This is a genomic window from Bacillus alveayuensis (assembly GCA_030812955.1).
GTDB classification, from domain to species: domain Bacteria; phylum Bacillota; class Bacilli; order Bacillales; family Aeribacillaceae; genus Bacillus_CB; species Bacillus_CB alveayuensis.
In genome coordinates, this window is the sequence record JAUSTR010000019.1 from 24017 (window position 1) to 38195 (window position 14179).

Annotated in this window: 9 protein-coding genes; 2 read left to right on the forward strand and 7 right to left on the reverse strand. The window is 37.1% G+C overall.

All coding sequences use genetic code 11. The annotated features are described in order from the left end of the window. Positions 1-196 precede the first annotated feature (196 nt). Positions 197-1537: a sodium-dependent transporter gene (locus J2S06_RS13575; RefSeq protein WP_419152636.1), complete on the forward strand. Its 1341-nt coding sequence runs from the start codon at positions 197-199 to the stop codon at positions 1535-1537. Between the two features lie 39 nt (positions 1538-1576). Here the strand turns inward: J2S06_RS13575 and J2S06_RS13580 are convergent, their stop codons facing one another. The 4 genes from J2S06_RS13580 to J2S06_RS13595 are packed head-to-tail and all read right to left on the reverse strand — an operon-like array spanning position 1577 to position 9713. Then, complete coding sequence (locus J2S06_RS13580) at positions 1577-2878, reverse strand: TIGR02679 family protein (protein ID WP_419152637.1); 1302 nt, start codon at positions 2876-2878, stop codon at positions 1577-1579. Further along, entirely contained in the window at positions 2875-7005 is a 4131-nt protein-coding gene (locus J2S06_RS13585) for a TIGR02680 family protein (RefSeq protein WP_419152642.1), read from the reverse strand. Before J2S06_RS13585 ends, J2S06_RS13580 begins: the two co-directional genes overlap by 4 nt. Before the next feature lie 20 nt (positions 7006-7025). After that, positions 7026-8189: a TIGR02678 family protein gene (locus J2S06_RS13590; RefSeq protein ID WP_419152638.1), complete on the reverse strand. Its 1164-nt coding sequence runs from the start codon at positions 8187-8189 to the stop codon at positions 7026-7028. A 36-nt stretch (positions 8190-8225) separates the two neighbouring features. Then, a complete protein-coding gene (locus tag J2S06_RS13595; protein WP_419152639.1) occupies positions 8226-9713 on the reverse strand; it encodes a TIGR02677 family protein in 1488 nt (495 codons plus the stop codon). Between the two features lie 348 nt (positions 9714-10061). On the opposite strand from J2S06_RS13595, the gene J2S06_RS13600 reads away from it, so the two are divergent. After that, complete coding sequence (locus tag J2S06_RS13600; RefSeq protein ID WP_419152643.1) at positions 10062-10511, forward strand: universal stress protein; 450 nt, start codon at positions 10062-10064, stop codon at positions 10509-10511. A gap of 114 nt (positions 10512-10625) precedes the next feature. Here J2S06_RS13600 and J2S06_RS13605 read toward each other — a convergent pair whose 3' ends face one another. The 3 genes from J2S06_RS13605 to glaH form a co-directional block, all read right to left on the reverse strand. After that, entirely contained in the window at positions 10626-11681 is a 1056-nt protein-coding gene (locus J2S06_RS13605; RefSeq protein WP_044747429.1) for a zinc-dependent alcohol dehydrogenase family protein, read from the reverse strand. Between the two features lie 499 nt (positions 11682-12180). Beyond that, entirely contained in the window at positions 12181-12495 is a 315-nt protein-coding gene (locus tag J2S06_RS13610) for a DUF3870 domain-containing protein (protein ID WP_235356934.1), read from the reverse strand. Between the two features lie 647 nt (positions 12496-13142). Further along, positions 13143-14078 carry a glutarate dioxygenase GlaH gene (gene glaH / locus J2S06_RS13615; protein ID WP_419152640.1) on the reverse strand — a complete coding sequence of 312 codons (936 nt, stop codon included), beginning with the start codon at positions 14076-14078 and terminating at the stop codon, positions 13143-13145. Positions 14079-14179 lie beyond the last annotated feature (101 nt).

A 14179-nucleotide genomic window follows, 5' to 3' on the forward strand; every position in this document is an offset into this window, starting at 1 on the left:
CGTACTCATGTATAGGTCGATTTATCCCTAAATTTAAACGTATTTTTTGCAAACGTCTTGTTTATTGTTTATCATTGTCATGCAATCTTGCTAGAATGGCTAATGGTACACATCCCGTTCTTTCGTTTATAATCTACTGATACGAGAAGGAGCGAGATAATAAAAATGATCTCAACTGTAAAGGAGTTTGAAAAATATGGATGGGAGAAAAGAACAATGGTCTTCTAAATTAGGATTTATTCTTTCTTCAGCAGGTGCCGCTATTGGACTAGGTGCAATATGGAAGTTCCCATACGTAACGGGGATGAGTGGCGGTGGAGCTTTCTTTTTAATTTTTATTGCATTCACGCTATTAATAGGTCTTCCGATGTTGATCTCTGAATTTATTATTGGCCGCGGGGCTGGAAAAGAAGCGATCAGTGCTTATCGAAAGCTTGCTCCGAACACGAATTGGGTATGGGTTGGCCGTTTAGGTGTGATTGGCTGCTTCCTTCTTTTATCATTTTATAGCGTTGCTGGTGGCTGGGTTCTCATTTATTCCGCTTTATCTGTACCAGGGATGCTCATTACCGATGCCACAAATTACCCTGACTTATTCGGTAGTATCATTTCAAATCCTATGATTACGCTTCTCGGTCTTGCTCTCTTTTTACTCATTAATGTAATTGTGTTATCATTTGGGATTCAAAATGGTATTGAAAAAGCGAATAAATATTTAATGCCGTTATTATTCATCTTTTTTATCATTCTCGTTGTCCGTTCACTTACATTAGAAGGAGCGATGGAAGGTGTTCGCTTTTTCCTAACACCAAACTTTGAAAATATAACAAGCGAGGCCATTTTATATGCATTAGGACAATCCTTTTTCGCCTTAGCCGTTGGATTTTCGTGTATGGTTACGTACAGCTCTTATTTAGATCAAAATGTCAGCCTGCCATCATCAGCAAGCTGGGTAGCGCTGATGAATATTTTCGTTTCCATGTTAGCTGGTCTTGCGATTTTCCCAGCCGTATTTTCATTCGGACTAGAGCCAGCCGAAGGACCTGGACTATTATTCATCGTACTGCCAACCGTTTTTTCACAAATGCCGTTTGGTGAACTCTTTTTAAGCTTGTTCCTATTACTGTTTTTATTCGCTACATTAACGAGTTCATTTAGCTTACTGGAAATTATCGTGTCCGCTTTTACAGCAAAGGGAACACGTTCCAGAAAAGCTGTCTCTTTAACATCTGGATTAATTGTTTTTATTGCCGGAATTCCTGCTGCCTTATCATTTAGTGCACTCGCTGATTTTCAAATTTTCGGCAAAACAGTCTTTGATGCGACAGATTATCTCGTCAGCAACATTCTTCTTCCAATCGGATGCTTATTCATTAGCTTATTTATCGTCCACAAAATGGATAAAGAACTTGTGAAACAAGAATTTTTACTTGCTGGGAACTTCCCTAATGCTCTCTACTCAGCATGGAGATGGCTTATGAAGTGGATCGTCCCGATTGGAATTATCATCGTATTTATTAATTTGATAAGAGGGTAACTATTTAAAACGAAGGGTTTTTATGGCCCTTCGATTTTTTTAACAAATGATTTTCATATCATGAATTAGTTCGTCTATTAATTCTTCTTGGTATCCGGCTTTTTTCTGATTGATCATCTCTTCTTTTACTTCCATTAGCTCGGGAAGATCAATCATATTGAGGCGGGAGAGGCGTTCGTTCTCTAAATCTTTATTGGATATACAATGTTGATAGTCTTTTAAGCTGTAGCGCCAAAGCTTCACATGTTCGGGTGATCGTTTTTTTAGCCGCTGTGCCATTTGCAAGCCTTCTCCATCAAAATCGCCGGAATAATATATGGTTACATTTTCTTTCACCAAAAGATCAATTAATAATAAAGCAGCTAATTTAAATTGTCCATGTGTACAAATAAGTGGAGGTGGCTCTGGAAATGGCCAACGATCTAAAATTGTTGAACAAACACCGGAATTTTCCACAATAAAAACGGCATTTCCCATAATCGGACGACAAGTGGTTAGCTTTACGACTTCTCTTAAAGGTAAATTTAGGGCAGCTTGTTCGCGATTTGCGGCTTGAAATAGCTCATAATCCCCTTTCTTCGTCGTTCCTATAAGCCCGATACAAGTCACAAAATTTAATAAATCATCACGTAAAAGATGAAACGATTGTAAAATGTCATTTGCTTCTTCTGATGTTAATTGGCTGTAAATAAACGAGATTTCCCCTTTTTCGTATAAATGAAACTGTAATGCATGCAATAATGCTTTTCCTTGTTCACCATCAAGGTCAAATGCATGGGGATTTTTCGTGATTTTTTGAGCAAAAAACGGCAACCGTTCAAAACGGTTTCCGCTTGGTAATTTTTTGAGCGCTTGGCAAACATGTTGAAGAATCGCTCTTAATAACTGGCAATTTTCATCATATAAGGAATGGAGAAATCGCGTTCCCCTTCCTTTATTTTTGACAAAATGGAGCCAACGAGATGCATGGGGATTTTCATCGATTAATTGTTGAAAAAATGCTTCTTTTTGTAATTCGTATTGTTCTTTTTCCTCCACTTTCGTTACAAGCTTTTCTCCTGCATACGCTTCGAGAATATCTTTTATCTCAAGGTGAGCATATTTTGTTTTAGATAATGCTTTTTCAAAAAGAGCAAATGAAATCGTTGCAGAAGATTGATGGGTATAGTCTTTTCGAAAAAAGGTCGTAAAAGCCATTTTTTCATTTGGTTGTAAATGGGTGAGCTTCACGCTTCCCCCAATCCGGCCTAATTGGCGATAACGTTCAATGAGTTTCGGAAGGAGCCGGTCGAAACCAGACTCCTCTTTTAAATAGGTGACAAATTCGTGTAGTTGTGTCAAACTTTCATCGCCTCTTCTTCCCATTCATCCATTAATAGCTTTCGTTGCGAACCGTTCCAAAAATAACGAATCACCGTAACAAATGGAGCGTTTTTCGGACGAACAAGCTCGCAAATAGACAAGCTTGAAACCGTGTCATAATCTCCCCATAGCGCTTGGGAATTCATGATATAATTAAAACCAAGCTCTTCCACTAATTCAAACATATCACGAATATTGTTTTCATCCACTCCAGCAAACGCTTCATCGAGCGAAATAATATATGGAGCATCTAGACTTGCTTCTTGATAGCGAGAATAGGCAGCTGAAAACAACGGGATGTACATGGCCATTGCCTTCTCCCCGCCGCTGAACGTGAAAAAGACATGATTCGTTAATTCTCTCTTCGGCTCTCCTTCCCTTTTATAATAAAGGGTAAACGCAAACCATTTCCGATAATCTAATATTTCTTTAATGACTTGATGCAAAGTCGCTCCGTACCCTTCTGATAAAGATAACTCTCTTGCTCTCGTAATTTTCGAGCGGAAATGATTCGTTATCCTTTTCATGTCCTCTTCTTTTAACAATCTCGGATCTGATCTCAATAAATCGACTAAATCTTTTGTGTCCATTTCTTCTTCTACTTCTGCTGTTTTCGGACGCCATTTAATCGAAAACGTCAAACCTGAAGAAGTATCTCGCTTTTCCATCAAATCGTTTATTTTTTTCACCCATCGTTCGGCACGGTGAATACGGGCACGTAAAATTCTCCCAACACTATTTAAAATAATTTCTTCATATAATTCACGATCTGTTTCATTTAACACTTCTTGCTGTGTGATGATATCATGCTCAATCTCTTTTAAAACATAATACGGGCTCACACGTTTCCCTTTAAATTCTAATAGTAAAATCGTTCTTCGTGCCTTTTCGTGAAGGGAGTTCCATTTCATGCTCATTTCCTCAGAAATCCCTTCAAATTCATCTATATCCAAGGTTTTCCCCCACATCTCTTCTGTCAAACGATATTCGACAAGCGTCTGCTGTTCTTGGAAAAAACATTTCGTTAATTTTTCTGAAATCGACCCTCGCGTTTCTTTCTTTAATAAATCAGCATATGTACGCTGAATATTTTTCGCAAGCTCATAAATATTTTCCCCTTCCTCCTCCTCATTTAACACGAAGCGCAACCCTACTTCCTCTTCGAACAATTCCTCCCAACAAGCATCTAGTTTCTCTAAGTGAGTTAACTCATCTAATATGATTTTCTGTTTTTCTTCTGCCGTTTCTCGATCTTTTGTATAAGAAACAGCCAACTCCCCTAATTTCGGTAGCCTCTCTTCAATTTTTTCTAGCATTTCGGTTACTTCTTGAATTTGGCGGCGTATATCTTCCGCTCCAAGTTCTTGTAAACGTTTTTGAAGCTGTTCAAGCTTTAAGGTTTCTTTATCCATTCGATCCTTTAGTATATTTAATTCCCCTTTTAAACTATCGATGTCTTCCATTACTTCTTCTAAATTTTTCTTTTGTGACTGTAAATAAGTACGATTTCGAGCAAATGCTGTAAACGTGACTTGAAGAGACTGTAACTGTTTCAAGTATGATTGCATAAAAGCATGTGCTGAATGAAAGGCTTGTTCATTTGCTTCAATGTTCATATCTTTTGTCCATTCGTTTAGTTCATATCTAATTTTGTCCCACCGTCTATGCGCTTCCTTTACTTTTTCATTCCGCTTCTGAACCTCTTCTTCATCATTTTTTAATCGATGGCGAACCGCTTGTAGATTAGAAAAGGCTTCTTTTGCATCTCGTTCTGTTGGAAATTGTGTAAAGGAAACCTCGATTTCATTTATCATTTGCATCGTTTGTTCATACTTCTCTTGCCATTCCTCGCGTTTTTTCTGTAAAAGCGATAATTCCTCTTGAATTTGTTCTATTTTTTGCTTTCGATAACGCTCACGTGCTTGACTGCCGATAAACTGTGCATCATTTGTTGGACTATGACCGGCTATTAAGCCAATTTTGTATCGCCCATCTGAATAAACAACGGTTTCACCATTCTTCTTCTCACCATCGACAACAATGCTCGATAATACCTTCTCTACTTCCTCTTTGGAGATCTTGGAACTTTCCGGTAAGTCAGGCTTTAACCAAGCTGCTAATGTATGTTGATCATTTCGAACCGGATTTGCTTGAATGATTTTATCATGCTTCGTTACCATATGATCATACTCATTAGGAACAATTAACGCATCCAACAACCCCGTCGCATAAAGAGCCGATTCCACTCGTTCACGCAAATCCTCGCTTACATCATCGTGAAATTCAACCGCTTGATAGAAAGGAACAAATGGGATCCTTTTTTCCTCCAGTTCTTTTCTTGCTTCAATGGTCAGAACATGCCGCGGAGGCTCTGGATCTTTTTTTTGTTTCCATTCCTCTAACTCTAACTTCTTCTCCTTTATTTCTTTGTCAAGAATGGAAATTTGGTGTGCTTGTTGTAATTTCTCTGTTCCATATTGCTGCTTTAGCTCTTCATATTTTACGACAAAGGGATGTTTGGCTTCTTCAAAAGCATAAGGTTCATATAAGTCTTGGATGCGGTGAAGTGTCTGCTGCATTTGATCTTCACTTATTTCAAAATACGGATGGTCGCTTACCCAACGAATGAATGCTTCATGGAGTTGATTTTTTTCTTCCTCAAATAATGAAAGCCATTTCCTTTCTTCATATCTCGTTTGATCAAGCCTTTTTTGCGCTTCACCATATTCACGGCTTGCATCATCAAATCGCTGCTTTTCGCGATTGTATTCTTGCCATTTGGCTAAAATCTTTCGTAAATTCTCTTCATAAACTTCTGCTTCCTTTTTCCAAACAATAAAATCAAATTCCCCTTCCATATGGCGCTTAAAGTCTTCGGCATTTATTTCGTGATTCGAAAAAGAAGCTTCCAATGCATCGGTTTCCATTTCTTCTAATAATTCATTCATTTTCTCCTGGAATTCATGATGCTCATCCATTTGTTCTTGGATCGATTCTCTCAGCTGTCTTTCACGTTTCTCTTTCACGTTTAGTGCAAATTCTTTTTTATTCCCTTCATCTTTTAAGCTGGCTAATTTCTTTTCTGTTAACAATTTTTCTTGCTCTGCATCAAATACCTCATGCTTTTCCAGCTGCTTTTTCGTTTCTGTGTATACTTCTTTATCTGTTTTTAATTTATTTTGTTCAGCTATACATTCTGTAAATTTTTCATTTAATTCCTTGATCGTCTCTTGGAGTGCTTTTTCTTCTTCCTTCTTTTTTTGCAAAGTTTTTCTTGCTTTCACGTATTCCGCTGCTTTTTCCGCCAACATGTATTGGTTATAAGCATCATAATGGGCACACAACCTTTCAAGCGCCCGTTTATCTCTTTCTAATTGTTCGAGTTGCTGCTTCGTTTGATCCATATTTTCTATGGTGTCGGAAAGTGGACGAAGCTCATCGTCTGACAATTCTGGTAAAGAATTTTCAAGAATACCATATATAACAGTCGGTTTAAAGTCTTTTGAAAGCTTTGGACTGCGAAGCTGGATTAACAACTTAATTAATTCATCATAAGCCTCAAGTGTTTCAAACCCAAAAATATACTTATTAACGAGCTCCATGTATTCTTTTTGTGATTGTACGACCCTGCCGCCTTCGCCGATTTTCAATTCCAATTCTTTTTTGGTTAAGGGAACTTTTTGGCTAGATGAACCGATTTTCTCTTCTTTATATAAAAATAAATCATAGCCAATTCGGCGATTATCTGTGATGACAAATCCCCAAAAATCCATATTTTTGTGTCGCTTTGCTCGAAGACCGATCCCGGTGGTAATATATTGCGCCGTGTTTTTTCTCTTATACTCCATAAATAAATATCCAGTTCTTTCATCTCTTTCCGTCACTTCTTTTTCCCCTAATAGATAGTCTTCCATTTTTCTTGCTTTGGAGCCGAATGGATCAAGGCGGTCAGGACTTTTTTTGCCATCTAATAAAACGGGTAGAAAGCTTTGCATCGTCACCGACTTTCCTGAACCATTACTTCCTCTTAAAAGAAGCTTTCCATCAGCAAATTGAAAAATTTCTTCATCATAGTACCAAAAGTTCACGACCCCAGCCCGTTTCATCTGCCATTGGTTTTGTGCTGTCACTTTTCTTCACTCCTAACAAAATCTTTCGGATAGTGCCCGATCGTTCTTCCGAGTAATGGATATAAAAGAATCATTCCTGTCTCCTCTTCGATACTCGCCAGCTTCCAATCTATCATGACTTCAAGCAGTTCTTTTCCTATTTGCTTTAAGGACCCTTCCCGATACGTCTTGCTCCAACCATGCTTATATTTTTCACTACAACTTTTGATTAGCTGCTCGAAATCGGCTTGTGTCAAACGCATTTGTCCAAATTCATTGCATTCAAATTCTTCCAATTGTTCTCTGATCAAAGAGGCAAACTGTAGTAAAATGTCCATAATGGCTTTTTGATCTGGAAATAACGTAAATCGGGCTCTTCTTTCTGATAACGTTAATAAAGCAGCATTTTTGTAGAGTTCAAACTGAAAGTCCGTATGCTTTTCAATATCTTCTCGAATGCGATTGCGGAAATTTCGTAAATAATAAAAATCAGGATCATCCTGTGATGTTCGGTACGTAACAGGTGATAAAAACAATTTTCGGTACACACGATGACGCCTCATTTCAGATGGTGACGATTGCCATTCTTGTTCGAGTATTTCTTCCATTGTTTGATATTGAAAAAGGTCTTTCGGATAAGATCTCATAAAATAGCGAGAAATAATTGGTACTTCATATAAAACTTCTTCTTCATCATTCATTTGAAATCCAAGGATTTCTCCATCAATGACTTTAATGATTTGAAAGTCTTTAGCTGCTTGCATGACACGAATTAACGATTTTCGATGTTCGTAATTCGTCCAATCTAAGGTGAGCGGTCCAGGATACATCCCTTGCAATTCCTCACAAAGCTCTGATAATAAAAATTGCTCGTCAACGGATTTATTTTCTAAAAAAGCAAGCAGGCAGCAAAATAACGCATAGTCCATCGTTTCTTTAAAGTTTTGAATTCCCATCCAGCTTTCAGGTTCTACTGGGATTTTTTCAAGTTTAATAAAATGCCTGTGAACAATGAGGCGGTAACCGAATTTTTCGGAAATGTAGCGGCGCAAAATATGTTCACGCTCGCGAATCATCTGATAAATCTCATACTCTTCCTCCCGTAAAATCCAAAAATTTTCAAATAATATTTCCAACGCTTCTTTCGCTTTATCATCAAATAATTGTGCTTCTCTTTCCATGATTCATCCTCCACAGAAAAAGGGAAATTGTATCTATTAAGTAAAATGGATTTCAAAATTCGGCATTTGAAGAACACCATCTTCACTACGTAATGTAATCGTTGAATCATCCACTTTTTTCACTTTAATTTTTTTCCCTGTTTCAATTTTCGCTGTGTAGTCTTTATTGGCCATCGCCTTTCCAAGCCATGAGAGCAATGTTTTGCGGATATTCGCATCAATGGTCGGTAATTCGCGAAACACAATTTTATTCCCATTCATATATTGGCGAATCATTTCTTGTTCTTTTTCTTTTTCCTGTAAATATTGATTCATCATCATTTCTTTTTCTAATTTGTGATCTTGTAAGGCTGATGGTTTTGTCTTTTCCCGATAGTGGCGTACTCGCGGCTTAATGGTTAATTCTGTCGGTGCTTCTTCCCATATGTCACGATAAATATCCTCTGTAGACTTTATATCAGCAAAAAGATGTTTTGTATGAAAAACACCGAAAACCGTTGCAGACAGTTTATGAGCATCTTTTACATCATCCATCCGGGAAAACCATTCAGCTAAATGAAGGTAATCTTTCTTCCGGCTTCTGAAATTATGATGCCGCTCCCCTAACCTTTGTGCAAATCGTGTCATTCTCCGAATGGTTTCGTTCGTTTTGTTTTGCAGCATGGAAAGCTCGCTTTCATTCCCATTTCTTCCTAAAAACCATTCTTTTAAACTCCACCAGGTCTCAAAATGGTCTTTGATTAGATCATCCGTCGTTTGAGCGATATCTTCTAATCTCGGAATATTTTGTTTGTAATGAACAACCTTTGTTACGAATGGTTGTACCATGTTTGGCGTCATATCTTCAAGCAACAATTCAATTTGCAAGGATGTTTTTTGTAAGGAAATAATAAAATCGCGCAAATACTTTGTGAGAGCATCTTTATAAGCAAGAAAAGCTTCCGTCATCATGCGTTCTTCAATATTTTCACTATTTAAATAAGCGATATAGTCTGCGGAGTTTTGAATTATTTTTTTAAAATAGTCGAAAATATCCTCCCACATACGGTAGCATTCTTCATCGCTTGTCATTTGCAGCTTGCTTTGCTTAATAAGTTCAAACACTTTTTTGATCGATTCATATAGGCGGTCAAATAATGTTTTTTCAAGGGATCCACCAAAGGAATCACCCATTTTCTCAAGCGAGTTGACCATTCTCTCAATTTCAACTGTATAAGGGCTGCATTGGTAGCGAAAGCGTTTTTTCTTAAACTCTTCAATCGTTCGAACTTTTCCTGTCTCTTGACGAGCGATTAAGTTTTTCCATTTGACAAGCTGTTCCAAATCAGACGTCAGCATTTCCAACGTATAATCTCGAAATGGTTCGTATTCCTTTAAATGAGCAAACACTTCCTCTGGAAATAAATACTGCCGCATTTTTTCATGCTGCTCATAAAAATAGCGTAAAATAGCCCGATATCTCCAGGCATTTTCTGTCGTCAAATACGTTGCTTCAACAATCGGCTTTAAAATTGATTGATCCATTTGTCACCACTTCTATTCGTTTTTTTCTATTATAAAATAACACATCAATAATATTGGAAAGAAATTTAAGGAATTGACTTATGAGGACAAAAATCATAAATGAGGAGAGTTTGATAAGGAAAAAGAACACTACTCTTATTTTAATTCAACTCTAGATCAAAAAGTCCTTCTTAAAAATTTTCTACTATTTTATTAAGTTTATTCAATCATTTTTTGCTGGTGATCATGTACACTTTTTTTGACAAATATTTTATTAAATTGACAAAAATTATCTCACTATTTTTAAAGACTTATGTTATTCTTAAAATAGAAAAAATTTTCTTTCAATTTTATTAAAACTAGGGGGGAATAGCGTTGAGTCTCCAATATAAAAACATTTTGGTGGCAGTCGATGGTTCAAAAGAAGCAGAAAAAGCGTTTAAAAAAGCAGTGTCATTAGCTAAAGAATCTAATGCTACATTAATTATTACCCACGTAATCGATGATCGCTACGGTTCAGTTTCAGTATATGCTCCAGGCATTATCGATGAAGTGGAAGTAAGAGGGAAGGAATTGCTTGAAAGTTATGAAAAACAAGCAAAAGAAGCTGGAGTTGCAAATGTGAAAACACATCTCGAGCACGGATCTCCAAAAGTAAAAATTGCTAAAAATATCGCTCCAAAATTTGACGCTGATCTAATTTTATGTGGTGCAACAGGTTTAAATGCAGTAGAACGCCTCCTTATGGGTAGTGTGTCAGAACACATTACACGCTATGCCAAATGTGATGTACTCGTCGTTCGTTCTAACGAAGAGTAATAAAATTTTCGATTATCCTTCTCATCCAGGTTATTCTTTGTTCATTTCATATATGAAATAAATATCTCCCACCTACTAAAATCGAATAGGTGGGAGATTTCTTTTGAAAAGGGATTAAAACGATGTAATAATGTTAAACCCTTTCGTTTTAAATTGGGTCATATTGTCGAACACTTCGTTCACTTCGGTTAAGTTGATTTCCCGTTCAACTAATCGTTTCGGGTTTAATCGTCCAGCAGAAACTAAGTTTAAAAGGCCGTAGTAATCAGGATTAGGGTTGCCGATGCTTCCAATAAACTCAATCTCACTTGCTGTAATGAGATCAACTGGAATCGAAACAAATCCTCCCTCCTCGGCCGTAGTTAATCCAACTTGAACATGTCTTCCCCCTTTTCTTAAAGACAACACTGATTGAAGGACCGTATCCTTTATCCCTAATGCATCTAGGCTGACTTGTGCCCCTCCTTTTGTGATTTCTTTAATTGCTTCTGGTACATTTTCTTTCTTTGCATTGACAACAGCAATGGCGCCTTCCTGCTTGGCCATTTCAAGCTTTTCTTCATCAATATCAACAGCTATAACTTGAGCACCTAAGGCATTTGCCACTTGAATAGCAGAAAGTCCGACCCCGCCAGCACCATGTATAGCCACCCAATCACCAGGCTCCACTTTTCCTCTAACGATACCGTGATAACCCGTCATAAAACGGCATCCTAATGCTGCGGCTGATACACTGTCAACATGATCAGGAAGCCTGATCAGATTAAAGTCGGCATGACGGACTAGAACATACTCAGCATATCCACCTTCAAGACCAGAGACTAGTCCGTAAATTTGAATATTTTCACATAAATTTGGTACACCTTTTTGACAGTATTCACATCGACCGCATCCAGAATGAAACGGAACAGTGACTCTATCACCAGGACGAAATGACTTCACATTATCTCCTACTTCTTCCACGACACCGCCAAATTCATGTCCTGGTGTAATAGGCAATTCTGGAGACAGTCCGATCCACGACCAATCTCCCTGCCAAGCATGCCAATCACTGCGGCAAACTCCACAAGCTTCAACTTTAATGACCGCATCATCTGATCCCGGTTTCGGATCTGAAACCGTTTGAATTTCCAACGGTTTTTTATGTTGAATAATTTTCGCTGCTTTCATTTCACATCCCCCTCATTTTGAGATCATTGAAATCTACTTGGGCTATATGTTTCTTCGAAAGCTTATAATTTTTTGCACAAATCAGATCTTCTTTTAGATTCTCATCGTACGTATTTTGGAATCGCTTTCATTTAATTCCTATATATGCTGGAAATGACGTGTGATGACAGCTAGAATTGATCAAAAACTAATCTAGGAGTGGATTTTTTGTAGGGATTTCATTTTGGATAGATTCGGTTGCTTAACACATTGCATGCGGCATTGATTCCATTCATAAACGTTCATAACGTGCAAATATCGATTTCATCTTACACGAACGGTCTTCACCTCCTCTTTTTCAAATAAAAGTTATCACGTATCAGTTGTAATTGTCAATAATTTCTGAAAAGTTAAATATTTTTGCATTTTAGTAGAAAAAGGAATAGACCTCAAAATACTTCTCATGTAAACCTCTTTACTATACAAAAAAACGAACCATCAAAACGATGGTTCTGAACATTTATTTATCTTTTATTTGCTCAAATTGAGAATATAAATCTTTCATTGCAGCGACTAAAGCATTTGCCCCTTTTCCTTTATAGTTTTCCTGCAATATTCGGATTGGTTCTTCAAGACCGTCTTTTAAGCTGATCCCTTTCAACAGTCTGCCAATAAATTCTCTGCCATGTTCAGTAGCTAACGTACAAGATGCTTCGACAATAACACCATATTTTCGGTCAATTTCTACTGTAATCGTTAATGTTTCGTACACATTTCTTGCCGCCATTCCTTGAGGTAGACGCGCATGTCCTGCTAGAAACAATAAATTTCCCATCATTTGTGCCCCCATGCTTGCATAATATGATTGAATAAATTTTCTTATAACATTATTTTATAATAAAATGGAATGAACGAATATAGAAAAGTAGAAAGCGCACTGTACATGGCAGGTTCATTTTCCAAAAATGGCGCTTTCTACTTCCTATCAAAATATATATATGATTAAGAGATCATTATGGAGATATCATGGTTAATATTAGAAATTATTCGGGATAATGAAGGCGTAAAATGGGACAGTTTATTCATCACTTTCAATGTTAAATCGTAGCCGTTGTGCTAAACTCGGAAATCTTTGAAAGGAATTTTACCTTCGTATACCCTTCTTTTAAACTGCAACAATTTGCGTATATGGTTCAACATGCCCGTCTATCGTTTTATTATGAACACCAAGGAAAAGAAATTCTTAATTGGTACCGAATAAATCAAATGTTTTTTACGTCCATCACTATGACATTCATAATAATACTAGGTTGCTAATCATTTATAATGGGCTATACGAATCGATAGCCCATTGATGTTCCCCTGCTAACAATCAAACAATCGTTGTTAATTTCTCCTAAGAAGCAGTAACAGCTTGTTCTCACTACCTACTAGGTTTGTTTCGTTTTGGAGCGGAAGGGCTATTTTTTACTTCCTATGTTTTTAATGTTTTGCAAAAACACCGCGTTGACGAAGCAGCTCACGATGTAAATCAGGATTTACTTCAAATGCTGCTCTTCCATGCATCCAGAATGTGTTGTTGATCATAATCAAATCGCCGACAGGTAATTTTAACTCAACAACACTCTTATCATTTTCCAATGATTCAGATAGTTCTTTTAAATAAGTAGCTTGCTCAATTGTTTCTGGATAAACAAATTGATCGATAAAGCAAATGCACGGTTTATTGTTCACATCATAAAATGTTTCTCTTTGTACTTCTTTTGTCACATTTTTACTTGCTGGTGCCTTATAAGTAAACTTATAAGAAGCAAGCGGATGATTGCGGAATTTATCAAGATCCTCCCAATCATCTAAATGAAGTAAACGTGATTCTCCTCCAACAGCATTTTCTTCCGCCATTTTCATCATTAATAACCAATCTGTTGGTTCATCAACAAATGTACCATCCGTATGAAGTGTAAATAAACGATAAGCTTGACGAAGATATGAGTCACTATTATCGGTATGTTTGACAGTAAATCTTGCATAATACTTGCCAGACATAGCGTCAAAGTTTGGAATTCCAACAAGATGCGTAATAGCTGTTGAGAAGACTACATAGTCATCTGTGCTATTTGTTGCCGCTTGAACGCCAACTGTAAATCCTCCAGTGTTTCGGTCATGAAGGATTGTACGAAGAACATTCGCTAATTCAGGATCAACAAGCTGTTTTAAATAATCTGCCACGATAAATCTCATGTATGGAACATATTCCAAGTTTTGTGGAATGATATCTTTTGTTTTTTCAAAAAACGCTTCCAAAACACCTTGGTCAAATTCGATATGATATAATCTTTTGCTTTGCGGATGCGGTTTCACTTCAAAGCCTTCATATTTTCTTGCAATTTTCGTTAAATCCTCAGCGATCTTGCTCATGCTTAGTTCCTCCCTCTATAAATGTTGATATATCAACGGTTGTAGCCGTTTCAGGGGTGTCAAAAAAATATTTTTCGACAAAATTCCTAACATTATTTCTT

Bases quoted from the DNA above. Each gene is read 5' to 3' on its own strand.
- J2S06_RS13575 (WP_419152636.1), top strand. From the start codon at position 197: ATGGATGGGAGAAAAGAACAATGGTCTTCTAAATTAGGATTTATTCTT.
- J2S06_RS13585 (WP_419152642.1), bottom strand. From the start codon at position 7,005: ATGAAACGGGCTGGGGTCGTGAACTTTTGGTACTATGATGAAGAAATT.
- J2S06_RS13590 (WP_419152638.1), bottom strand. From the start codon at position 8,189: ATGGAAAGAGAAGCACAATTATTTGATGATAAAGCGAAAGAAGCGTTG.
- J2S06_RS13595 (WP_419152639.1), bottom strand. From the start codon at position 9,713: ATGGATCAATCAATTTTAAAGCCGATTGTTGAAGCAACGTATTTGACG.
- J2S06_RS13605 (WP_044747429.1), bottom strand. From the start codon at position 11,681: ATGAAAGCAGCGAAAATTATTCAACATAAAAAACCGTTGGAAATTCAA.
- J2S06_RS13610 (WP_235356934.1), bottom strand. From the start codon at position 12,495: ATGGGAAATTTATTGTTTCTAGCAGGACATGCGCGTCTACCTCAAGGA.
- glaH (WP_419152640.1), bottom strand. From the start codon at position 14,078: ATGAGCAAGATCGCTGAGGATTTAACGAAAATTGCAAGAAAATATGAA.